Below are 21,467 nucleotides of genomic sequence, written 5' to 3'. Positions count from 1 at the left end.
CGCCGTGACGCACGCTGGTCTGCAGGCGCAGCAGTTCCGAGGCCAGCGAAAGCGCTGCCATCACTGCAATACGGTCCTGACCGCGCACGTTGCTGTGATTGCGGATATTCGACATTTCCGCATCCACGCGCGCGACCGCTTCGAGCAGCGCGGCTTCGGTTTCCGGCGAACAGGCGAGGCGATAGGTCTGGCCGAGAATCGTCGCTTCGATCTGTTTGGTCGTCATGCATTTTCTCCGTGGCGAGCGGCGTTGTCGGCGGCGGCATCCTGCGACGACGGGTCGAGCAGATCGAGCTGGTTCTCGCGCTCTGCGCTCGCGCGTGCGCGGGGCAGCTTTTCGAGGATCGCGTTCAGGCGCACCTGCGCGTCGTCGATCTTGGCGGACAGACCATCGCGCTCGGCCTGCAGCGCGTCGCGTTCTGAGCGTACCTGTTCGAGTTCGGCGCGCGTTGCTTCGCATTGCGCGTTTAATTGCGCGAGTTGCTCTTCGAGCGCCACGCGTGCTTCATGATGGCGCTGATTGATCTCGATCAGCCGCCCGATGTTTTGTGAGAGTGTTTCGAGTTCGTTGAGCATGTGCTGCGTCCTCTAAAGACAGGCATTCTAGCGCGGATTGTCGCGTATTCCGACATTCGCGACGTTTCTAGACGTAACAACCCTGCTTCTTGCTTGTTAATCGCGCGATTCTTGCCTGTTCCTTGCCCGTATCTTGCAGTTCTCGAGCCTTGAGAACGTATTTTTTCCCGGTCGAAAAAGCGGCGTGGCACGTGTGCAGCGCAATAATGACGCTTTGTTGACGCCCGATCGAAGAGCGCTTCCAGAGACGCTTGCGCCACCTGAAACGGGGGCCAAGACGTCGCCGCACAAACGCCTGTTGAGCGCGTGTTAAACGCGTGTTTTATGTACATGTTTTGCAGGCTTTATTTGCGCGCTGTTTTGCGCACGCTTTTGCGGGCTATTACGTTGCAGCCGGCAAAAAAACGGACAATAGCGCAGCACGTCTCGCCACCTCCTGAATTCGACCACCGCCCACGATGCGAACCGTAAGTCCCGACGAACCGCGCCACGCTCACGCGGCCTCTGCCGCGCGCGCGCCTGGTGGCGCTCGTCCCGCGATGCATGCGCGCCGCGCCGTGACGATCTGGTGCGCGCTCGCGGTGGCGTCGTGCCTGGTGTTTCTCGCGTCGCTCGTGACGGGCAGCGTGCCGGTGACGTTTGCGCAGGCACTGCACGCGCTGATACCCACGGCAGGCGCGCACGATCTCGCTAGCGACATCGTCCATACGCTGCGTCTACCGCGTGCGCTCGGCGGCTTTGCCTGTGGCGCGCTGCTCGCGCTCGCGGGCGCGCTGTTGCAGGTGCTGCTGCGCAATCCGCTTGCGGAGCCATACGTGCTGGGCGTATCGGGCGGCGCGGCCGCGTTCGCTCTCGTCGCCATGATCGCGGGTTGCGCATGGTGGGCCGTGCAGGCGAGCGCCTGTGCGGGCGCGTTCGCGTCGATCCTGCTCGTGCTTGGCCTTGCGCGCCGCGAACTCTGGCGCGGCGAACCGCAGGACAGCTCGCCACGCCTTCTGCTCACGGGCGCGGTCACGGCGGCCGGGTGGGGCGCGCTCATCACCTTGCTGCTCACGCTCGCGCCCGATACGCGGCTGCGCGGCATGCTGTTCTGGCTCACCGGCGATCTCGACGGCATTGGTACGGCGTGGCCCGCATGGATCGCGCTGGCGCTTGTGCTGATGTTCGGCGTGAGCGCCGCGCCGCGTCTGAACGTGCTGCTGCGCGGCGACGCCGCTGCGCAGGCGCTCGGCGTGCCGGTGCTGCGTCTGCGCCTGGGCGTTTATCTGGCGGCGTCGCTCGCGGCAGCGGCGGCCGTGACGACGGGCGGCACTATCGGCTTTGTCGGGCTGGTTGTGCCGCATGTGTTGCGGCTCGCGTTCGGCAACGACCAGCGCATGCTCGTGCCGGCGGCGGCGCTCGCAGGGGGCCTCGCGGTGATGGCCGCCGATCTCGCGGCGCGTACGCTTGCCGCGCCCACGCAATTGCCGGTGGGCGTCGTGACCGCGCTCGCGGGCGTGCCGGTGTTCCTGTGGATGCTGCTGCGCAGGCGCACCTCATGAGCCAGGCGATGAACACGACGACGCCCTTGCTTTCCACGCACTCGCTCACGTTGAACGTGGGTGCACGCACGCTCGTCGAAAACCTCACACAACGCTTCGGCGCAGGCGAAATCTGGTGCGTGGCTGGCGCGAACGGCGCGGGCAAAACCACCTTGATCGCCACGCTCGCGGGCTTGCGTGCACCCGCCGCGGGTCATGTCGAAATCGACGGCGTCGCGCTGCGCGACTGGAAGCCCGCGCATCTCGCACAACGCCGCGCGCTGATGCCGCAAGACGTGCGCGATGCTTTCAGCGCGAGCGTGCTCGACATCGTGCTGCTCAACCGTTATCCGCATCTGGCGGGCTGGGGCTGGGAAAGCGACGAGGATCGCGCCGCCGCGCACGCAGCGCTCGCACAGCTCGGCCTTGAAGCATTCGCCGCGCGCGATGTGCTCGCGCTCTCGGGCGGCGAGCGTCAGCGCGTCGCGCTCGCGGCGGTGCTGTGCCAGGATGCGCCGCTGCTGTTGCTCGACGAGCCGCTCGCGCATCTCGATCTGCATCACCAGATCGCCTGTCTCGAAGCGCTCGCGCAATGGGTGCGCGCCGCTTCACGCACGGTGGTGCTGTCGTGTCACGATCTCAACCTTGCGCGCCGCTACGCGACGCACGCCTTGCTGCTCGACGGTCGCGGCGGCTGCTGGGCCGGGCCGGTGCGCGACGTGCTCACGGCCGAGCGTGCGAGCGAGGCGTTCGGCCATCCGCTCGCGCTGATCCGCGACGGCCCGCACGAGGCGCTGGTGCCCGCGCTGGGGCAGGCCTTTTACACTAACGAGCGCTGACTGGATACGAACACGCGCACGAACGCTCGATCGCCATCGTGCACACTGAATGCAACGCATTGCAAAGAACCCAACCGATATGACCACCACGCTTTCCGATCTGCGCGCCGTCGAGCCGCTCGACACCTCGCTGCGCGACACGCTGCAGCATCTCATCGACACCAAGACCAAGCCGCCTGGCAGCCTCGGGCGTCTTGAAACGCTGGCGCGCCAGCTCGGCATGATCCAGCGCACCACCCAGCCGCGCGTCGTGCGTCCGGCGATGATCGTGTTCGCGGGCGATCACGGTATTGCGCACGAAGGCGTGAGTCCCTATCCGCAGGCCGTCACCGCGCAGATGGTCGCGAACTTTCTTGCGGGCGGCGCGGCCATCAACGCGTTCAGCGGCGTGGCCGGACTCGAACTGGAAATCGTCGATGCGGGTGTGGCCACGCCGCTGCCCAACGTCGATACCTCGAAGCTGATTTCCCTGCCGATCGCGCAAGGCACGCGCAACTTCGCCCACGACACCGCGATGACGCGCGAACAGACCATCGCGGCGCTCGCGGCGGGCGCGGCGCGCGTGCGCCATCACGCGGCGCTCGGCACCAACGTGATCGGCTTTGGCGAAATGGGCATCGCGAATACATCGGCGGCGGCTTGCCTCATGAGCCGCCTGTGCGGCGTGCCGATCGACGAATGCGTCGGCCGCGGCACGGGCCTCGACAACGCGGGCCTGGCGAAAAAGCGCAACGTGCTGGCGGCGGCGCTCGCGCACCACGCGAATGCGCGCGAGCCGATCGATGTGCTCGCAACCTTCGGCGGCTTCGAAATCGCCATGATGGCGGGCGCGTATCTGGAAGCGGCGCGTCAGCGCATGGCGATTCTCGTGGACGGCTTTATCGCCACGTCGGCGCTGGTGGTCGCCGATGCACTGTCGCCGCACGTACGCGATTACTGCGTGTTCGCGCATGCGTCGAACGAGGCGGGGCACCGGCGCATGCTCGATCATTTCGGCGCGCGCGAACTGCTCACGCTCGATCTGCGTCTGGGCGAAGGCACGGGCGCGGCGCTCGCGGTGCCGCTCCTGCGCGCGGCCACGGCCTTCCTCAACGAGATGGCGAGCTTCGAATCGGCAGGCGTCGATGATCGCAGCGAGCGCGGGCATTGAGCGAAGCGGATCAAAGCGCGAGCGTCATGAATCCGCTCATGGAAGTGCGTTACTTCTTCACGGCGCTCGGCTATTTCACGCGCGTGCCAGTGCCGCGCTGGGTCGGTTTCGAGCCGCAGTGGCTCAACGCGGCGGCGCGCTATTTTCCGCTGGTTGGCGTGTTGGTCGGCGCGCTGGCGGCGCTCGTCTATCTGGCCGCGCTGCATGTGTTTCCCCCAGGCGTGGCCGTGCTGCTTTCAATGGCCGCTACCTTGCTGGTGACGGGCGCGTTTCATGAGGACGGTCTGGCCGATTGTCTCGACGCCTTCGGCGGCGCGTACCGTAAAGAGGACGTGCTGCGCATCATGCACGACTCGCGCATCGGCGCGTTCGGCGCGATCGGTCTGGTCGTCGCGCTCGCGCTCAAGTGGCAGACGCTCGCCTCGCTGCCGCCATTGCGCGCGGCCACGCTGATGATCGCGGGCCATGCGGCAAGCCGCGTGTTCGCGATCAGCTATCTGGCCTCGCTCGAATACGTGCGCCCCGAAGGCAAGGCCAAGCCGGTCGCGCAGCGTTTGAGCACGCTCGCGTTGATTGTGGCGGCCGTGTTCGGTTTGCCGTGGCTTTTCTGGCCCGCGTGGCCGCACTGGCGCGCGGGCGTGGCGACGCTCGCGGTGCTTTTCGTGCTGCGCTTCGTGCTTGGGCGCTACTTCGTGCGGCGCATCGGCGGCTATACGGGCGATTGCCTTGGCTTCGCGCAGCAGATTTTCGAACTCGCGATTTATCTCATGGGACTCGCATGGATCTCGTCCTGATTCGCCATCCGGCCGTGGCGGTCGAGGCCGGCATCTGTTATGGCCGCTCCGATGTGGCGCTGGCGGCGGATGCCGAAGCCGGCGCGGCGTCGATCGCCGCCCGGCTGAAGGCGCTGGGTGTGCGTGCGCCCGCGCGCATCGAAACGAGTCCGCTGACACGTTGCGCAAGCGTGGCGCGCGTACTCGCGCGCGAGCAGGGCGCGCTTGAGCCGCACGAAGACGCGCGCCTCGCGGAGATGGATTTCGGTGCATGGGAGATGCAGCGCTGGGAGGGCATCGAGCGCACGCAGATCGATGCGTGGGCCGCCAATTTCCTGCACGCGCGCGACCACGGCGGCGAGAGCGTTGCGCAATTCGATGCGCGCGCGACGGCCTGGTTCGAATCGCTCGATGCGCGTCAACCCGATGCGCGTGCAACGATCTGGGCGGTGGCGCATGCGGGCGTGATCCGCACGGTGGCGGCGCGCGCACTGGGCGTGCCACTGGAGCGCTGCGTGCGCTGGCCGCTGGAGATGGCGGCCATTGTGGTGCTGCGGCGCGAACAGTCCGGCGGCGAGTGGCTGCTTTCGCGCTGGAACGCTTAAACCATTCCGGATAATTATTTGGATTCCGGATTAATTCGTGCGGGCACGCTGCAGGTCTTCGCAAAGCTGCTGCGCGCCTTGCGCGATGCGTGGCCCCGCGCGCGTGAGCAGATCGCCGTCGATGGCGTAAAGGTTGCCGTGCGCCACCGCCTTCAACTGCGGCCACGCGCGCCAGCGTTCGAGCGCGGGCAGCGGCCGATCCGGCGTCGTGGCGCCTGGCGAGGCCGTCACGATTGCATCGGGATTCGCGGCGATCACGGCTTCGGTCGACAGCGTGGGCACCAGCGGGCGTAGCGCGGCGAACACGTTGCGGCCGCCGCATAGCGCGATCGCATCGGAAATCATCGACTCGCCGTTGATCGTCATGAGCGGCTGATCCCACACCTCGTAGAACACGCTCACCGGCGCATGGTGCGCGTAGGTCGCGCGCAATTGCGCGATCTGGCCGCGATACGCGTTTGCTGCATCCCGCGCGGTTTTCTCTGTGCCGAGCAGCACGCCCAGACGCGTCAGCGAAGTCGCCACATCGTCGAGATGATGCGGCTCGCTGAAGAACAGCGGAATGTGCATCTCGCGCAGCCGGTCGAGCTGCTGCTGCGCATTGCCGTGACGCCAGACAACGATCAGATCGGGCTTGAGCGCGGCGATGCGTTCGAGGTCGAGCGCGCGGTTGTCGCCCACGCGCGGCACGTTCTTCGCCTGCGGCGGGTAATCGCTGTAGCTCACTGCGCCGACCAGCTTCGCGCCGCCGCCGGCCGCGTAGATCAGCTCGGTGACGTGAGGCGCGAGGCTCACGACACGCTGCGCAGGCGCGGCGAGCGTAACGGTCGCGCCGCTATCGTCGATGGCGCTCACGGGCGCGGCGTGCGCGATGTCGATGGCGAATGCGGCGGCCAGCGTTAGCGCGAGACGAAGCAGCGCGCGCATCAGCCGATTGCCTCGACTGCCTGCGCGAGCGCCGTGGCAAAGCGCTGCCACTCGTCTTCAGAGGCGGGCAGGCCGAAGCGCAGGCTCGCGGGCGCATCGAAGCGGCGCGTCCAGACCGCGCGTGCGGCGAGCGCGTCCTGCAACTGCGCGGCGCGCGCATCGGCGATCCAGGCGTAGAGCGGCGTGGCATGCGGCGTGAAACCGTGTGATGCGAGCAACGCCGCCAGGCGTTCGCCTTCCGTTGCGAGCCGCTCGCGCATCGCCGTTTGCCACGCGTTGTCTTCGAACGCGTGGGTGACGGCATGGCGCGCCGGGCCGCTCACGGTCCAGGCGCCCAGCCGCGCGCGCAATGCGGCGAGCAAGGCGGGCTGCGCAAGCGCGAAGCCGCAGCGCGCGCCCGCGAGGCCGAAGAACTTGCCCGGCGAGCGCAGCACGACCAGGCCTTCGCGATCGACGGCATCTGCGAGCGACGCTGCGCGCGCGGGAGCAAAGGCATCGGCGAACGCTTCATCGACGATCAGCGTGCCGCCGCGCGCCGCCAGTTGCGCGTGCCAGCGCAGGAGCGTGTCGCGTGCCACGAGCGTCGCGGTCGGGTTGTTCGGATTGACGACCACGGCGTGTGTGATGTGATCGGGCAAGGTATTGGCGGCGATGTCGAGCGGCACGACCGTATGCCCCGCCTGGGTGAACGCGGGCGCGTACTCGCCGTAGGTGAGCGGCGCGATCGCCACGCGCGCGGCAGGCAATAGCGCGGGCAGGGCGCGGATCGCCGCCTGGCTGCCTGCCACGGGCAGGACGTGTTGCGCGTCGGGCGCTTCGTAGTAGCGCGCGGCGCAGGCCGCGAAGCCGTCGCCGTCTTCGGGCAGGCGCCGCCACGCCGAAGCGGGCACGGGCGGCACTGGATAGCCGTGCGGATTGATGCCGGTCGACAGGTCGATCCACTCGTCCCAGCCAATGCCGTAGCGCTGCGCGGCCTCGCGCAGGTTGCCGCCGTGCGCGACCATGCGCGGCGCGTTTTCCCTGTTACTTGCGATTTCAGACATGGGTGGCCACGCTCACGAAAGCCAGCGCGATTAGCACGGCGAGCCACAGGATCGTCGTGCGCTCGACGAGGTGCAGTGCGGCTTCCACGTCCTGCGCGCGCGGCGGCAAGCCCGCGCCGAGCGGCGGACGTTCCTCAACGGCGCCGTGATAGACCGCGGCGCCCCCCAGCAGCAAGTTCAGACTGCCCGCGCCCGCGGCCATCACCGGGCCGGCGTTCGGGCTTTCCCAGCGGCGCGCCTGCTCGCGCCAGCAGCGCAGCGCCACGCGCGTGTCGCCTAGCAGCGCGTAGCTCGTGGCGGTGAGGCGCGCGGGAATCCAGTTGAGCACGTCGTCGATGCGTGCCGCCGCCCAGCCAAATCGCAGGAAACGCGGCGTGCGATAACCCCACATCGCGTCGAGCGTGTTGGCGAGGCGAAACGCCAGCGCGCCCGGCCCACCCGCGATGGCGAACCAGAACAGCGCGCCGAAGATCGCGTCGTTGCCGTTTTCGAGCGCCGATTCGCAGGCCGCACGCGAAAGTGCGGTGGCGTCGGCGTTGGCGGTGTCGCGCGAGACGATGCGCGCGGTGAGCGCGCGAGCAGCGGCGAGATCGCGTTCGGCGAGCGCTTGGGCGATGGGCGCGATGTGCTCTTCCAGGCTGCGGGCGCCGAGGGCGAACCACAGCAGCGCGACGTGCAGCGCCCAGCCGAACGGCCAGGGCAGCGCCGCGCACAGGACCGCCGCGACGGCGACGGGAGGCACGACGGCCAGCAGCCAGGCGAGCAGCCCAAGCGGACGGCCGCGCCGACCCGTGTTCAGACGCTTCTCGATGCGCCCGGCGAGCGCGCCGAAGGCGACGAGCGGATGCGCGCGGCGCGGCTCGCCGAACCAGCGGTCGACGGCGACGCCGGCCACGGCGAGCGCGGCGGTGACGGGCAGACTCAGCATGACTCGGGGGCCTTCAAAACCAGCGGCAGACCCGCGGCCACCAGTGTGGCTCGGTCGGCGAGCGCGGCGATGCGCTGGTTCAGGCGGCCGAGTTCGTCGACATAGAGGCGGGTGGCCGCGCCCATCGGCACGACGCCCATGCCGATTTCGTTGCTGACCACCAGCACCGTGCCGCGCGCACGCTCGCAGGCCGTCGCGAAAGCGTCGATGCGCTCGCGCCAGTCGGGGCGCGGGCTTTCGGAGTCGGGCGGACACAGCAGGGTGGCGAGCCAGAGCGTGAGGCAGTCGATCAGCACGCAGTGGCCAGGCGCCGCTGCGGCGTCCAGCGCGCCGGCGAGATCGAGCGACGCTTCGACGAGGCCCCAGTGTGCGGGCCGCCGCGCGCGGTGATGGCCGATGCGGGCGTTGAATTCGGCATCGGCATGTTCGCCCGTGGGGACGGCGGCGGTGGCGATGTAGGTGACCGGCAGGCCGCTGTCGGCGGCGAGGCGCTCGGCCAGGGCGCTCTTGCCCGAGCGCGCGCCGCCGACGATGAAGTGGAGATCGCGTGAAATCATCGCGTGATTGTAGCGGCTGTCTCAGGGGGATTTGCGCGGGTATCCGCGAACCTCGCAGGGGCGCGCGGCGGCGGGTGGAAGGGCGATGGGATAATGCGCGTTCGCCCGTTTGCATACCATCGGAAGCCACACGCCACCATGTCCGCCTCTTTTCCCGCCGTGCCTGCTGTACCTGCCGTGCCTGCTGTACCGCTGGGCACGCTCATGATCCAGGGCACCACGTCCGACGCTGGCAAAAGTACGCTGGTGGCGGGCCTGTGCCGTCTCGCGCGGCGCGCGGGCGTGCGCGTGGCGCCGTTCAAGCCGCAGAACATGGCGCTCAATAGCGCCGTGACCGAGGACGGCGGCGAGATCGGCCGCGCCCAGGCGCTGCAGGCGATCGCCGCGGGCATCGCGCCGCACACCGACCTCAATCCCGTGCTGCTCAAGCCCAATAGCGACATGGGCTCGCAGGTCATCATTCACGGCAAGGCGCGCATGAACCTCAATGCGCGCGCGTACCAGAGCTACAAGCCGCTCGCGCGTGAGGCCGTGCTGGAGTCGTACGGGCGGCTGCGCGCGGGCTACGACACGGTGTTCGTCGAAGGCGCGGGCAGTCCCGCCGAAATCAACCTGCGCGCCAACGATATCGCCAATATGGGCTTCGCCGAGGCCGTCGATTGCCCCGTCGTGCTGGTCGCCGATATCGACCGTGGCGGCGTGTTCGCGCATCTGATTGGCACGCTCGCGTGTTTGTCGGACAGCGAGCGCGCGCGCGTGAAGGGCTTCATCATCAACCGGTTTCGCGGCGATCCGTCGCTGCTCAAGCCTGGGCTGGACTGGCTGGAGGCGCAGACGGGCAAGCCCGTGCTGGGCGTGGTGCCCTACCTGCACGGCCTCACGCTCGACGCCGAGGACATGCTGCCCGGCGCCGCGCACACGCACGCCCAGGCGGGCGGCGAGGCGCTGCGTGTGGTGGTGCCGGCGCTGCCGCACATCAGCAACCACACCGATTTCGACGCACTGCGCGTGCATCCGCAGGTCGAATTCAGCTATGTGCGCGCGGGCAATGCGCCGCCCGCCGCCGATCTGGTGATCCTGCCGGGTTCAAAGAACGTGCGCGACGACCTGGCGTGGCTGCGCGCGCAGGGCTGGGACAAGGCGTTGGAACGGCATCTGCGTTATGGCGGGCGCGTGATCGGCATCTGCGGCGGCATGCAGATGCTCGGGCGCGCGATCGCCGATCCGCATGGCGTCGAAGGCGAGCCTGGGACGACGGCGGGTTTCGGCTGGCTCGACTACGAGACTGAACTTACGCGCGAGAAGGCGCTGCGCAACGTGACGGGGCGGCTCACGCTCGGCGAAGGTGCGGACGGCACAGCGGGCGCGCCGGTGCGCGGCTACGAGATTCACATGGGCGTGACGCGCGGCGCGGCGCTGGATTCGCCCGCGCTGCATATCGATTCGATCGAAGGGCAAGCGCAGGAAGCGCGCGGCGAAGTGCGCGTGGATGGGGCGCAGTCGGCGGATGGGCAGATTTTCGCGACCTATCTGCACGGTTTGTTCGACACGCCACAGGCATGCGCCGCGCTGCTTGGCTGGGCGGGGCTCGCGTCGGCGCAGCAGGTGGATTACCCGGCGCTGCGCGAGGCGTCGCTCGAACGGCTCGCCGACACGCTTGCGGCCAGCCTCGATTTGCCGCGTCTGTACGCGGCCATGGGCTGATTGGTCTCTGCTTGGTCTAATTGGCCGCCGGTGTCAGTACAGCACCATCTGCGTGCAGCGGAACAGGGCCGTGGTCTTGCCGTCCGGGCCGGTGACGGTGGCGTCCCAGATCTGCGTGCTGCGCCCGAGGTGCACGCCCGTCGCCACGACGCTCAGACGGCCTTCGCGCGCGGTGCCAAGGAAATTGCTCTTGAGTTCGATGGTCGTGAAGTTCTTCGCGTTGGCCGGCAGATGGGCGAAGCAGCCGTAGCCGCAGGCCGTATCGGCGAGACAGACGACGGTGGCCGCATGCAGAAAGCCGTTGGGCGCGAGCAGTTCGCTGCGGATGTCGAGTTCCGCGCGCAGGATGCCCTGTTCGAGCGCGACCGCGCGAAAGCCGATCAGATCGGGCAGGCGGCCGCGCTGGCGCTCGTGCAGGGAGTCGATGGTGATGTCGGTGCGCAGCGTGCTCATGGGACGAAGGTCTCCGTTCGAGGTCGAGAGAATGGGTTTTGAGGCGGCTGTTTGCGGGTTCGGGGCTTCGACCCCGCAGCATTTGCCGATATTATCGGACGGTTGCGCAATCGGCTGAGGCCGAAACCGCAGTGAAAATACGCAGCAACGCGCGCCAGACGTGTACTGAAGCGCGCACCAGAGATTGGCAGAATCGGCAAACCGGCTGGCCCAGGCGCCAGCCATCCTGACGGGAGCATTCATGACGGTGATCGTGGTGGCGAACCCCAAGGGCGGCGTCGGCAAAAGCACGCTGTCCACCAATCTGGCCGGCTATTTCGCGGCGCAAGGCGAGTGGGTCGCGCTCGCCGATCTGGACCGGCAGCAGTCGGCGCACGCCTGGCTCGACCTGCGGCCCGCGGCGCTGCCGGCGATCGAGAGCTGGTCGGTCGATCTGGATCATCCGGCCAAGCCCCCCAAGGGCCTCGAGCACGCCGTGATCGACACGCCGGCAGGCCTGCACGGCAACCGCCTGAACGCCATCGTCGAGCTGGCGGACAAGGTGATCGTGCCGCTGCAGCCGTCGATGTTCGACATTCTCGCGACCAAGGATTTTCTCGACCGGCTGGCCAAGGAAAAGGCCGTGCGCAAGGGCGCCATCAAGGTCGGCGTGGTGGGCATGCGGGTGGACGCGCGTACGCGCTCGGCCGAGCAGTTGCAGCGTTTTGTGGAAGGGCTGGAACTGCCCGTGCTGGGCTACCTGCGCGACACGCAGAACTACGTGCAGCTGGCGGCGCACGGGCTCACGATCTGGGACGTCGCGAAAAGCCGCGTGGAGAAGGATCTCGACCAGTGGCAGTCGATTCTGGCCTGGGTGAATTCAAAATAAGCGGGAAATAAAAAACGGGAGCCAGATGGCTCCCGTTTTTACGACTGGCGTTGCCTGAACTTGCCTGAAGCGCTCAGGTCCAGTTCTGCGTCGGCACGTGGTCGCGGCTGCCCTTGATGCGGTTGTTCTCGTCGACGAACACGAGGTCGGGCTTCCAGCCAGCCTTGAGTTCTGCTTCGTCGACGTTCGCGAAGGCGGCGATGATGACGAGGTCGCCCAGTTGCGCGCGACGCGCCGCCGACCCGTTCAGCGAAATCATGCCGCTGCCGCGTTCGCCCTTGATCGCGTAAGTCGAAAAGCGCTCGCCATTGTTGATGTTCCAGATGTCGATCCGCTCGTTTTCGACGATGTTCGCCGCTTCGAGCAGGTTTTCGTCGATTGCGCACGAGCCTTCATAGTGCAGCTCGCAGTGCGTGACGGCGACGCGGTGGATCTTCGATTTCAGCATATGGCGTTGCATGGAATGTCTCCTCAGGCGGCTGGGCGCGCGGCCCGCCGCAGCAGATTCAGTAAAGGCGTGATCGGGCGCTTGCGCGCACGCTTCAGATTTCGAGGTTGTCGATGAGGCGCGTGGGGCCGAGCTTGGCGGCTGCCAGCACGACGAGCGGCGCTTCGGCGTCGTCGGCGACACCGGCAACCGGCGGCAGCAGGTTCGAGCGCTTGCGGATCGCGATGTAATCGGGTTTCCAGCCACGCGCGGCGAGCTTCGCCATGGCCTCGAGTTCGAGCTGCTGGAAGTCGCGGCGGCCCGACAGCACGGCTTCGCGCATTGCCTGCAGCGCGGCGGCCAGTTGCGGCGCCTCAGCGCGTTCGGCGTCCGAGAGGTAGCGGTTGCGCGAGCTGAGCGCGAGGCCGCTTTCATCGCGCACGGTTTCGGCGGCGATCACTTCGGTCGGCAGCGCGAACTGCTGGCACATCGCGCGCACGATCATCAGCTGCTGATAGTCCTTCTTGCCGAACACGGCCACGCGCGGCTGCACGCACGACATCAGCTTCATGACGACGGTGCACACGCCTTCGAAAAAGCCCGGACGGAACTCGCCTTCGAGGATGTCGCCCAGATCGTGCGGCGGGCGCACGCGGTATTCCTGCGGCTGCGGGTAGAGATCGCGCTCGGTCGGCGCGAACAGCACGTAGACGTTTTCCTTTTGCAGCTTCTCGATATCGGCTTCGAGCGTGCGCGGGTATTTGTCGAAATCCTCGTTCGGGCCGAACTGCAGACGGTTGACGAAGATGCTCGCGACAACCGGGTCGCCGTGCTGGCGCGCCAGGCGCATCAGCGAGAGGTGACCTTCGTGCAGATTGCCCATGGTCGGGACGAACGCGGTGCGGTTTTGGCCGCGCAACTGGTCGCGCAGTTCCTGAATCGAGCTGATGACTTTCATGATCGGATGCGTTATGCCTCGCGCGGGGCAAGACGGGGTTGCAGCACACGGCGGACCCGCAAGGGCGCCCGGCCGGATGGCGTGCCCGGCCCTCAGGGGCAGGCGCGGGCGATTGTAGAGGATTTGTGACGGCAGCGCAGCCGCTCCGGATCGGGGATTATCCTGGACTGTGGTGATGGGGCTGGATGATTCGCAGCGGACGCGAGGGCGCCGTTACAGCGTCGAAAACGGGGCCATGACGCGTGCGCCTGGCGTGCGTGGGGCGCAAGCCTGCCTGGGCAGGCAGCTCAGGAGGGTGAATAAGCCAGGCGCACGTAGATCGGCGCGAACGGCTCGGCCTGGGTGATTTCGAGCAGCGACTCGCGCGCCAGTTCGAGCATGGCGATGAAGTTGACGATCACCACGGGCACGCCGCGCGTCGTGTCGAAGAGTTCCGAGAACTCCATGAAGCGCGCGCCCTGCAGCTTGCGCAGGATCACGCTCATGTGCTCGCGCACGGACAGTTCTTCACGCGAAATCTTGTGGTGCTGCACCAGCTTCGCGCGCTTGATGACGTCGGCCCACGCGGCGCGCAGGTCGTTGCTGTCCACGTCGGGAAAGCGCGGCGTGATGCTTTGCTCGATATAAACCTCGGCGCGCAGGAAGTCGCGGCCCAGTTGCGGCAGCTTGTCCAGACGCTGGGCGGCGAGCTTCATCTGCTCGTATTCGAGCAGGCGGCGCACGAGTTCGGCGCGCGGGTCTTCGGCTTCTTCGCCGGTGTCGGCCTTCTTGACCGGCAGCAGCATGCGCGACTTGATCTCGATAAGCATGGCCGCCATCAACAGATATTCGGCGGCGAGTTCGAGATTGGTCTTGCGCAGTTGCTCGACGTAGCCGAGATACTGCGTGGTGACGTCCGCCATCGGGATGTCGAGCACGTTGAAGTTCTGCTTGCGGATCAGATACAGCAACAGATCGAGCGGACCTTCGAAGGTTTCGAGGAAAACCTCAAGCGCGTCGGGCGGAATGTAGAGATCTTGCGGGAGCTTGAACAGCGGCTCGCCGTACAGGCGCGCGAAAGCGACGCCGTCGACCGTGTCGGGCGTCGAATCCGTGGCGGGGGTGGCCAGCGCGTCGGCGCTGGCGACAGGGTGCGGCTGGGCGCCCTTGTCCACGTCAGCAGGCCCCACGGCCAGCTCGGGCCGTTCGGCGCCGTCGGCTTCGGCCATCAGAAGTTCTGGTAGTAGACGTAAGGCGTCTGCTTGACGCGCGAAGCCTGCTGGCGCTCGCGCTCGTCGAGGTCGATCGGCTGCTTGTCCCACAGCAGCGAGCGGCCTTTGCGCTGTTGCTCTTCGAGTTGCGGCTTTTGTTCTTTGAGCTGGGTCAGGAACTGGGTGATGTCCGACTGATACATGGCTGACGTCCGTCGAGTGGGGCGGCCTGTGACTGCGGGTGGCCGCCTGGGGAATCCGGTGTTGCTTGTCGGCGGCAATTTTACCGCATGCGCCGCGTGCGGAACATCCAGAAAGGCGAGGCGTCGAAGCCGCTCTCCAGGCGCCAGGCGGGGCCATATCGGCGGGATGTTGTGCGCGTCTAAAACAACGCCAAAGCTGAGCGCGGCGCAGGGAGTTGCAATCTATTGCACACGTTTGCGCCTCCACCAGGGGTTTTCACGCGCTGATGTGGTGAAATAACGCGTTTGCGCCCATGCGCCCAACGAAAGCTGGAGGTCCTGTTTGGCGGGAAGGCTGATTCAAGCATGCGTATGGCCGTGTTTCGGGCGTACCGGGACGTCCGCACGGGCGTCATGGCCGGTCCACGCCGCACGTCTGCACGCCGGCATCGTCTGCATTCCGGGTTGTTCCGCTTCGTTGTTTTCGCGCCTCGCCTTGTGGCTGGCCGCAGGGTTTGCCTTCAGCGTCGCCGGCGCCGCACCGGCTCATGCCGCGCTCACCGACCTGTTGCCCTGGTCGCACACGAAGAGCTATTACGACGTCGATATCCAGGCCTCGCCGCGCGAGTTGCGCAAGCTGCTCGAAACCCATCTCGATATCGCGCGCTTCGCCAAACGTGAAGACGTCAACGGCGATCAGTTCGACTTTCTCGTCACGGCCACGCCGCAGCAGGTGCGCGATCTGGCCTCGACGGCCGGTTATTTCTCGCCGGTCGTGCGCACGGATGTGCACACCGACGAAAACGGCCGCCGCGTCGTGCGCGTGATGGTCGATGCCGGTCCGCGCACGAAGATCTCATCGGTGAAGCTGACTTTCACCGGCCCCGTGCTGACCGAAGACCACGCGCAGGAAAACGCCACGCGCTTCGCGTTCTCGCTGCACGAGGGCGATGCCTTCACGCAGTCCGACTGGGACAGCGCCAAGAGCGCGGCGCTGCGCGCGCTGCAATCGCGCCGCTACCTGGGCGCGAAGATCGTCCATTCGGAAGCGCGCATCGATCCGCAGCGGCACGACGCGAAGCTTTCCGTGGCATTCGACAGCGGCCCGACTTTTACGATGGGGCCGCTCGATGTATCGGGTACGCGCCGCTATCCGGAAGGGATCGTCGATAACGTGAATCCGCTTTCGCCAGGCGAGATCTACGACGTTAATCGCGTGACCGAATTGCAGCGCCAGTTGCAGAACACGCCGTACTACGCGAGCGTGGCCATCGACGTGGACGACAACACGCAGAAGCCGCTGCAAACGCCGGTGCATGTGAAGGTGAGCGAGTACCCGTACAACAACTTCCGCGGCGGCGTGGGTTACTCGACCGACACGGGCGCGCACGTGCAGGGCGCCTACACCTATCTCAACACCTTCGGCAAGGCGTGGCCGCTACAGTTGCAGGGGCGTCTGGACCAGATCCAGAAGTACGGCCAGATCCAGCTTTCGATGCCGCCGGGCGAGCGCGCCTGGACCAACAGCGTGCTGGCGTCGTATACGACCACGGACGTCTCCGACACCAACATCTACAGCGCGCGCGTGGGTGTGCAGCGCACGCGCACCTCGCAGAACATCGACTATGCGTACGCGCTGATGTTCTACGACGATCGCCTGACACAAAACGTCGGCGAGGCCACCCATGCCTATGCGCTCATGCCGTCGTGGTCGTGGACGCGCCGCGATGTCGACGATCCGCTCTTCCCGCGCACCGGCAACGTGATCCGCATGGAAGCCGGCTTCGCGGTCAAGGGCGCGGGTTCGGACCAGACCTTCGCGCGCGCCTATGCGCGCGGCCAGCAATATCTGCCGATCGGCCGTAGCGATATCGTGCTGCTGCGCGCGGAGCTGGGCGGCGTGTTCACGAGCGGCTCGTCGTCGGAGATCCCGGCGTCGCTGCTGTTTCGCGCGGGCGGCTCGAACTCGGTGCGCGGCTATGGCTTCGAGAGCCTTGGCAACAACGTGGCCGGCTCGATCCTGCCGACCAAGTATCTCGTCACCGGATCGGCCGAATATCAGCACTGGTTCAGCCACGACTGGGGCGGCGCGGCGTTCTTCGACGTCGGTACCGCTACCGACACCTGGGGCGAAAAGGTCTTCGATCCGGGCGCGGGTTTCGGCGTGCGCTGGCGCAGCCCGGTCGGCCCCGTCAACATCGATCTTGCCTACGGCTTTCGCACCCATAACGTGCGGCCTTATCTGACTCTCGGAATCGCTTTCTGATGCTCACGCGCGCTTTGCTTCGCTTCGCCTTGCCGTTCTCGTGGACGCGCGCCTGCGCCGTGCCGCCGGGCGGGGGAGCGGTATCTGGCGACGCATCGGAAGATCGCGGCGAGGCCGGCCAGGGCAACGAGGGCGGCGAGCGCAAAACGCCGCCGCCGCGCCGTTACCGCACGCTGAAGGCTCTCGCGTGGTTGGTGGTCGCAATCGTGCTGCTGGTCGCGCTGCTGGTAGGCGCGCTTTACGGTGCGCTCACCACCGAACGTGGCACGGCGCTGGCGTGGCGCGCGGCCGTGGCGCTGCTCGACGGCAAGCTGGCGGGCACGCTGGAAGGCGGCGCGCTTGCCCGTGGCGTGCGGTTGTCCAACGTCGCCTGGCACGGGCCTGACGGCACCACGGTCAAGGTCGACCGCGTCGACGGCCAGTGGGCGGTGCAGGGTTTTGGCCGCGCGCCGTGGCGCTTCGTGGTCGATTATCTGCATGTGGGCGAGATCGATGCGCGCGTGGTGCCGTCCAACGAGCCTTCGCAGCCGATGACGTTGCCGCAGAATCTGCAACTGCCGCTTGGGCTGGAGATCCGCGATCTGCAGGTGGACAAGCTCACGCTGCACCAGGGCGCGTCGACGACGGAATTCTCGCGCCTGCTGTTCCACGGCCGCAGCGACGGGCGGCATCACGAGGCGGCGGTCGAGCGCCTGGACACGCCGTTCGGCGCAGTGAACGCGCACGCGAAACTCGACGGCGTGCGGCCGTTCGCGCTGACGGGCGACCTGGGCTACGCGGGCAAGGTCAACAACGAGGACGTGCAGGTCAACGGGACGCTTGGCGGCTCGCTCGAAGCGCTCACAGCCGATATCACCGCAAGCGGCATGAAGCTCACGGGACGCGCGCATGTGGAGGCGACGCCGTTTGCCGCCGTGCCGCTGCAGCGCGCGACGCTCGCGTTCGATCACGTCAATCCGCAGGCGTTCGCGCCCAGTGCCCCGTTCGCCGATCTGGCCGTGCGCGCGCAACTGCAGCCGGTGCCGGGCGGCGCGGCGGCCGTGCCGGCGGCGCTTGCGGCTGCGGCTTCGGGGAATTCGGCGGCGCAGGCGGTGCCGGCGCAGGCGGTGGCTTCAGTGGCTTCCGCTGCGGTTGTCGCTTCGTCCGCTTCATCGGCTTCGGCACCGCTGGCGGCGTCATCGGCATCCGTGGTCGCCGCGCACAGCGATGCGGCGGGTTTCACGGTCGCGGGCGATGTCTCGATCGTCAACGCCAAGCCTGGCGAAATCGGCGACCAGTTGCTGCCGCTGATCGACGCGCACGCCGCTGTCGTGCTCGACGCTAAAACGCAGCGCATTCCGAAGCTCGCCGTGCGCCTCGTCAAGACCGCGACGATCACGGGCGGCGGGGCAATCAGCGGGCGCGACGGGCGCTTCGACCTGCGCGTGGCCGGGCTCGACCTGAGCACGATCCAGTCGAGCGTGCGCGCGACGAACTTCGCCGGGCCTGTCAACGTGCGCCTCGCGGGCGATGTGCAAAGCGTCACCCTCGATCTCGCCGATCCGAAGGCAGCGCTGCGCGTGCAGGGCAAGATCACGCAGGATCCGGCGCGGCTGTCGTTCAACGACGTGCGTGTGACTTCTGGCGCGGGCCGCATCGACCTGTCGGGTGCGCTCAAGCACGACGCCAACTCCTCGTATTCGCTCAAAGCGGTGCTGACGAACTTCGACCCGCTTTCGCTGACTTCGCAACTGGTGTCGAAAACGCCGCCCGCGGCCGCCAGGTCCACGCCGAAGCCCGCGCGCCAGACCAGCGCGCCATCGACATCGACCACCGCATCCGACGCGCTCAATCCCAAGCGCAATCTCGCGCTCAATCCGGCGTTGAACCCGTCGCTCAATCCGGCGCAAACGGGCGAACAGGCGCAGGCGCAAAAGCATGTCGAAAACGCGCGCCAGACGGTCGAGCAGGGCGAGTCCGCGCAATCCGGCACGACTGCGCGCGCCACGCCGGCCAAACCCAAAGCCGCCCCCGCGCGTCGTATCGAGGCCCGCGTGAACGGCACGCTCAGCGCGAGCGGCATGCTCGCGCCCACGCTCACGACCAAAGCCGAGTTCAAGCTGGGCCCAAGCGTCTACGACAATCTGCCGCTCACCGGCCAGGGGCTGATCCAGCTTGCCGGGACGCGCATTCTGCCGAGCCGCGCGAATCTCTCCGTGGCAGGCAATGTCGTCGATCTGCAAGGCAGTTTTGGCGCGCCCGGCGACCGGCTGCGTTTTCGCGTCGATGCGCCTCAACTCGACCGGCTCGGTTTTGGCGTCGCGGGCCAGGTCGCGGCGAACGGCGATCTGACCGGCAGCTTCGCGCATCCGAACGTCGCGCTCGACTACAAGGCCGACCATGTCGTATTCGGCGAGAACCGCGTTGGCCACGCGGAGGGCCACGCCGAAGCGCGCGACGGCGCGAACGGGGCGCTGGCTTTCAGCGCGGACGCGAGCGCCATCGCTGCGGCAGGCGTCGATATTTCCACGCTCAGCGCGCGGCTCACGGGCACGCGCGCGAAGCACACGCTCACCGCCAATGCGAAGGGCAAGGTGCAGGGCGCAACGATCGATTTCGCCGTGGCCGCCAATGGCGGCCTGACCGACACGCGCGCAGGCTCGCGCTGGGACGGCACCGTCACGCAACTGGAGAACCGCGGCACGCCGGGCGTGAAGCTCGAAGTGCCGCTCAAGGTGAGCGCGGGCGCAGGCAAGGTGACGCTGGGCGCGACGCGTCTGGTTGCTGAAGGCGCGTCGCTCGACCTCAAGTCCTTCGATCTCGATCATGGCCGCATCCAGTCCGCCGGGGCGCTCACCAACGTCTCGGTCGCGCGCCTCATGCAGTTGCGCCAGCAGCTCACGGGCGAGCCGGCCACGCTGCGCACCGACCTGATCTTCGACGGCGACTGGAACTTTTCCATCGGGCAAAGCGCGAGCGGCTACGTGCAGATCAAGCGCCGCTCGGGCGATATCACAGCGGAAATCGGCCGCGGCATCGCCTCGTTCGGCATCGGCGATCTGGCTGCGCGCGCGGCCTTCAGCGGCGGCAATCGCCTGACGCTCACGGCGCATGCGCAGGCTAGCCGCGTGGGCGTGCTCGACGTCGATGCGAACACCACGCTGGTGCCGCGCGACGGCATGCTCACCGTCGCAGACGAATCGTCACTGGGCGGCACCGTCAAGGCCAACGTGCCGTCGCTGCGCACCACGGGCGGGCTGCTTGGGCCGAACTATCTGCTCGACGGCCATCTCGCGCTCGATCTCGGGCTGGGCGGCACGGTCGCGAAGCCCAACGTCACGGGTCTGCTGTCGGGCGACGGGATATCGGCGACGGTGGTCGATCAGGGCGTGGAACTGAAGGACGGCGTGATCCGCGTCGCCCTGTCGCGCAATCTCGTCGAATTCCAGCAACTGGAGTTTCATGGCGCGACGAGCGGCACGCTGCGCGCGACCGGGCGCGTCGCCCTCGACAGCGAAAACACCGATCTCACAGCTAGCATCGTTGCCGACAAGCTCGAACTGTTCGCTTCGCCCGACCGCAAGCTGTCGCTCTCGGGCAGCGCGAGCATCGCCAACGGCGGCCAGTTGGGCCACATGATGATCAACGGCAAGTTCACCGTCGATCACGCGCTGTTCGACCTGCCGGAGTCGGCGGCGCCGTCGCTCGGCGACGATGTGGTGATCGTGCGGCCCGACGGCACGACCGTGGGCGGCAAGCCGCCGATCGAGGAAACGGCTTCGACCAAACCGGCGCCGCGTTTTGCGCCGCGCGCGAATATCGACATCAATCTGGGGCGCGACTTCCGCTTCCGCGGCCAGGGCGCGGATCTGGGACTCGCGGGCACCATCACGGCGACCAGCGCGCCGGACGTGCCGCTGCGCGCGGTCGGCAATGTGCGCGTGACGGAAGGCTCGTCGTACACGGCGTTTGGCACCAAGCTCGGTATCGAGAACGGCTTCTTTACGTTCAACGGGCCGGTGGGCAATCCGGGCATCAATATCCTCGCCATGCGGCGTAACCAGCAGGTGGAGGCGGGCGTGCAGGTCACGGGCACAGTGCAGGCGCCCGTGGCCAAGCTGGTGTCGGAGCCTAACGTGCCCGATAACGAAAAGCTCTCGTGGCTGCTGTTCGGCCACGGCACCGACCAGGGTAATAACGTCGGCCAGCAGAGCGCGATGACGACGGCGCTGGCGCTGCTCGGCAGTGCGAGCGGCAAACGCATCGCGCAGAGCATCGGGCTGGACGAATTCTCGATTGGACGCAGCGAAGTGGGCCTCACCGACCCCGAGGTCGTGATGATCGCCAAGGCGATCAACCAGCGGCTTGTGATTGGCTACGAGCAGGGCTTGCAGTCGGCGTCGAATGCGGTCAAGGCGACCATCAATCTGTCGCGCTACTGGTCCGTGGTGACGTACGGCGGCACGTTCTATGGCGCCGACATTCTCTATACGCGTCGATTTGACCGGATTCGGTGGTAACA

General features: G+C 67.3%; 20 protein-coding genes. 9 read left to right on the top strand and 11 right to left on the bottom strand.

Annotated elements, in window-relative coordinates; genetic code table 11:
- Both VG320_RS28105 and VG320_RS28100 read right to left on the bottom strand, forming a co-directional pair.
- Positions 1 to 226, bottom strand: a 226-nt coding sequence (locus VG320_RS28105) for a cell division protein ZapA (protein ID WP_327203339.1), incomplete at its 3' end; no start/stop codon positions are given.
- Positions 223 to 576, bottom strand: coding sequence for an ATPase (locus VG320_RS28100; RefSeq protein WP_327203338.1), 354 nt, complete (start codon positions 574 to 576; stop codon positions 223 to 225). The genes VG320_RS28105 and VG320_RS28100, both read right to left, overlap by 4 nt.
- A 539-nt stretch (positions 577 to 1,115) precedes the next feature.
- Between VG320_RS28100 and VG320_RS28095 the strand changes: the two genes are divergently transcribed.
- The 5 genes from VG320_RS28095 to cobC all read left to right on the top strand — a co-directional run bounded on the left by VG320_RS28095 (position 1,116) and on the right by cobC (position 5,463).
- Positions 1,116 to 2,117 carry an iron ABC transporter permease gene (locus VG320_RS28095; protein ID WP_327203342.1) on the top strand — a complete coding sequence of 334 codons (1,002 nt, stop codon included), beginning with the start codon at positions 1,116 to 1,118 and terminating at the stop codon, positions 2,115 to 2,117.
- Complete coding sequence (locus VG320_RS28090; RefSeq protein WP_327203337.1) at positions 2,114 to 2,935, top strand: ABC transporter ATP-binding protein; 822 nt, start codon at positions 2,114 to 2,116, stop codon at positions 2,933 to 2,935. Before VG320_RS28095 ends, VG320_RS28090 begins: the two co-directional genes overlap by 4 nt.
- A 79-nt stretch (positions 2,936 to 3,014) precedes the next feature.
- The gene (gene cobT, locus VG320_RS28085; RefSeq protein WP_327203341.1) at positions 3,015 to 4,085 is read left to right on the top strand and encodes a nicotinate-nucleotide--dimethylbenzimidazole phosphoribosyltransferase; all 1,071 of its coding nucleotides are present in this window, start codon (positions 3,015 to 3,017) and stop codon (positions 4,083 to 4,085) included.
- Positions 4,086 to 4,111: 26 nt separating this feature from the next.
- Positions 4,112 to 4,879, top strand: coding sequence for an adenosylcobinamide-GDP ribazoletransferase (locus VG320_RS28080; protein WP_327203336.1), 768 nt, complete (start codon positions 4,112 to 4,114; stop codon positions 4,877 to 4,879).
- Positions 4,864 to 5,463, top strand: coding sequence for an alpha-ribazole phosphatase (gene cobC / locus VG320_RS28075; RefSeq protein WP_327203335.1), 600 nt, complete (start codon positions 4,864 to 4,866; stop codon positions 5,461 to 5,463). Before VG320_RS28080 ends, cobC begins: the two co-directional genes overlap by 16 nt.
- Positions 5,464 to 5,493: 30 nt before the next feature.
- Here the strand turns inward: cobC and VG320_RS28070 are convergent, their stop codons facing one another.
- From VG320_RS28070 to cobU, 4 genes are read right to left on the bottom strand one after another with little or no spacing between them, the layout of a single operon-like run.
- A complete protein-coding gene (locus tag VG320_RS28070) occupies positions 5,494 to 6,390 on the bottom strand; it encodes a cobalamin-binding protein (protein ID WP_327203334.1) in 897 nt (298 codons plus the stop codon).
- Positions 6,390 to 7,433, bottom strand: a complete 1,044-nt coding sequence (gene cobD / locus VG320_RS28065; RefSeq protein ID WP_327203333.1) for a threonine-phosphate decarboxylase CobD — start codon at positions 7,431 to 7,433, stop codon at positions 6,390 to 6,392. The genes VG320_RS28070 and cobD overlap by 1 nt, the downstream gene beginning before the upstream one ends.
- Positions 7,426 to 8,361 carry a CobD/CbiB family cobalamin biosynthesis protein gene (locus VG320_RS28060; RefSeq protein WP_327203332.1) on the bottom strand — a complete coding sequence of 312 codons (936 nt, stop codon included), beginning with the start codon at positions 8,359 to 8,361 and terminating at the stop codon, positions 7,426 to 7,428. Before VG320_RS28060 ends, cobD begins: the two co-directional genes overlap by 8 nt.
- A complete protein-coding gene (gene cobU / locus VG320_RS28055) occupies positions 8,355 to 8,918 on the bottom strand; it encodes a bifunctional adenosylcobinamide kinase/adenosylcobinamide-phosphate guanylyltransferase (protein ID WP_327203331.1) in 564 nt (187 codons plus the stop codon). The genes VG320_RS28060 and cobU overlap by 7 nt, the downstream gene beginning before the upstream one ends.
- 138 nt (positions 8,919 to 9,056) lie before the next feature.
- Between cobU and VG320_RS28050 the strand changes: the two genes are divergently transcribed.
- Positions 9,057 to 10,622, top strand: coding sequence for a cobyric acid synthase (locus tag VG320_RS28050; protein WP_327203330.1), 1,566 nt, complete (start codon positions 9,057 to 9,059; stop codon positions 10,620 to 10,622).
- Positions 10,623 to 10,655: 33 nt separating this feature from the next.
- On the opposite strand, the gene VG320_RS28045 is transcribed toward VG320_RS28050, so the two are convergent.
- Positions 10,656 to 11,075 carry a PaaI family thioesterase gene (locus tag VG320_RS28045; RefSeq protein ID WP_327203329.1) on the bottom strand — a complete coding sequence of 140 codons (420 nt, stop codon included), beginning with the start codon at positions 11,073 to 11,075 and terminating at the stop codon, positions 10,656 to 10,658.
- A gap of 241 nt (positions 11,076 to 11,316) precedes the next feature.
- Here VG320_RS28045 and VG320_RS28040 point away from each other — a divergent pair, with 241 nt between their 5' ends.
- A complete protein-coding gene (locus VG320_RS28040) occupies positions 11,317 to 11,943 on the top strand; it encodes a ParA family protein (protein ID WP_327203328.1) in 627 nt (208 codons plus the stop codon).
- A 73-nt stretch (positions 11,944 to 12,016) separates the two neighbouring features.
- Here the strand turns inward: VG320_RS28040 and panD are convergent, their stop codons facing one another.
- From panD to VG320_RS28020, 4 genes are all read right to left on the bottom strand, one after another.
- Positions 12,017 to 12,403, bottom strand: coding sequence for an aspartate 1-decarboxylase (panD, locus tag VG320_RS28035; RefSeq protein ID WP_027816621.1), 387 nt, complete (start codon positions 12,401 to 12,403; stop codon positions 12,017 to 12,019).
- An 82-nt stretch (positions 12,404 to 12,485) separates the two neighbouring features.
- Entirely contained in the window at positions 12,486 to 13,328 is an 843-nt protein-coding gene (panC, locus tag VG320_RS28030) for a pantoate--beta-alanine ligase (protein WP_327203327.1), read from the bottom strand.
- Between the two features lie 287 nt (positions 13,329 to 13,615).
- Positions 13,616 to 14,536: a ScpA family protein gene (locus VG320_RS28025; RefSeq protein WP_327203326.1), complete on the bottom strand. Its 921-nt coding sequence runs from the start codon at positions 14,534 to 14,536 to the stop codon at positions 13,616 to 13,618.
- The gene (locus VG320_RS28020) at positions 14,536 to 14,721 is read right to left on the bottom strand and encodes a DUF3460 family protein (RefSeq protein ID WP_327203325.1); all 186 of its coding nucleotides are present in this window, start codon (positions 14,719 to 14,721) and stop codon (positions 14,536 to 14,538) included. Before VG320_RS28020 ends, VG320_RS28025 begins: the two co-directional genes overlap by 1 nt.
- Before the next feature lie 322 nt (positions 14,722 to 15,043).
- Between VG320_RS28020 and VG320_RS28015 the strand changes: the two genes are divergently transcribed.
- Together VG320_RS28015 and VG320_RS28010 are read left to right on the top strand one after the other, a co-directional pair.
- The gene (locus VG320_RS28015; protein ID WP_414696139.1) at positions 15,044 to 16,966 is read left to right on the top strand and encodes an autotransporter assembly complex protein TamA; all 1,923 of its coding nucleotides are present in this window, start codon (positions 15,044 to 15,046) and stop codon (positions 16,964 to 16,966) included.
- The gene (locus VG320_RS28010) at positions 16,966 to 21,465 is read left to right on the top strand and encodes a translocation/assembly module TamB domain-containing protein (protein WP_327203324.1); all 4,500 of its coding nucleotides are present in this window, start codon (positions 16,966 to 16,968) and stop codon (positions 21,463 to 21,465) included. The genes VG320_RS28015 and VG320_RS28010 overlap by 1 nt, the downstream gene beginning before the upstream one ends.
- Positions 21,466 to 21,467: the final 2 nt, after the last annotated feature.

It is taken from the genome of Paraburkholderia sp., from assembly GCF_035948235.1.
Classification (GTDB): Bacteria; Pseudomonadota; Gammaproteobacteria; order Burkholderiales; family Burkholderiaceae; genus Paraburkholderia.
Note: the sequence above shows the minus strand (reverse complement) of the source record. Positions and strands in the feature narration are given on the sequence as shown.

Bases quoted from the DNA above. Each gene is read 5' to 3' on its own strand.
- VG320_RS28100 (WP_327203338.1), bottom strand. From the start codon at position 576: ATGCTCAACGAACTCGAAACACTCTCACAAAACATCGGGCGGCTGATC.
- VG320_RS28095 (WP_327203342.1), top strand. From the start codon at position 1,116: ATGCATGCGCGCCGCGCCGTGACGATCTGGTGCGCGCTCGCGGTGGCG.
- VG320_RS28090 (WP_327203337.1), top strand. From the start codon at position 2,114: ATGAGCCAGGCGATGAACACGACGACGCCCTTGCTTTCCACGCACTCG.
- cobT (WP_327203341.1), top strand. From the start codon at position 3,015: ATGACCACCACGCTTTCCGATCTGCGCGCCGTCGAGCCGCTCGACACC.
- VG320_RS28080 (WP_327203336.1), top strand. From the start codon at position 4,112: ATGAATCCGCTCATGGAAGTGCGTTACTTCTTCACGGCGCTCGGCTAT.
- cobC (WP_327203335.1), top strand. From the start codon at position 4,864: ATGGATCTCGTCCTGATTCGCCATCCGGCCGTGGCGGTCGAGGCCGGC.
- VG320_RS28070 (WP_327203334.1), bottom strand. From the start codon at position 6,390: ATGCGCGCGCTGCTTCGTCTCGCGCTAACGCTGGCCGCCGCATTCGCC.
- cobD (WP_327203333.1), bottom strand. From the start codon at position 7,433: ATGTCTGAAATCGCAAGTAACAGGGAAAACGCGCCGCGCATGGTCGCG.
- VG320_RS28060 (WP_327203332.1), bottom strand. From the start codon at position 8,361: ATGCTGAGTCTGCCCGTCACCGCCGCGCTCGCCGTGGCCGGCGTCGCC.
- cobU (WP_327203331.1), bottom strand. From the start codon at position 8,918: ATGATTTCACGCGATCTCCACTTCATCGTCGGCGGCGCGCGCTCGGGC.
- VG320_RS28050 (WP_327203330.1), top strand. From the start codon at position 9,057: ATGTCCGCCTCTTTTCCCGCCGTGCCTGCTGTACCTGCCGTGCCTGCT.
- VG320_RS28045 (WP_327203329.1), bottom strand. From the start codon at position 11,075: ATGAGCACGCTGCGCACCGACATCACCATCGACTCCCTGCACGAGCGC.
- VG320_RS28040 (WP_327203328.1), top strand. From the start codon at position 11,317: ATGACGGTGATCGTGGTGGCGAACCCCAAGGGCGGCGTCGGCAAAAGC.
- panD (WP_027816621.1), bottom strand. From the start codon at position 12,403: ATGCAACGCCATATGCTGAAATCGAAGATCCACCGCGTCGCCGTCACG.
- panC (WP_327203327.1), bottom strand. From the start codon at position 13,328: ATGAAAGTCATCAGCTCGATTCAGGAACTGCGCGACCAGTTGCGCGGC.
- VG320_RS28025 (WP_327203326.1), bottom strand. From the start codon at position 14,536: ATGGCCGAAGCCGACGGCGCCGAACGGCCCGAGCTGGCCGTGGGGCCT.
- VG320_RS28020 (WP_327203325.1), bottom strand. From the start codon at position 14,721: ATGTATCAGTCGGACATCACCCAGTTCCTGACCCAGCTCAAAGAACAA.
- VG320_RS28010 (WP_327203324.1), top strand. From the start codon at position 16,966: ATGCTCACGCGCGCTTTGCTTCGCTTCGCCTTGCCGTTCTCGTGGACG.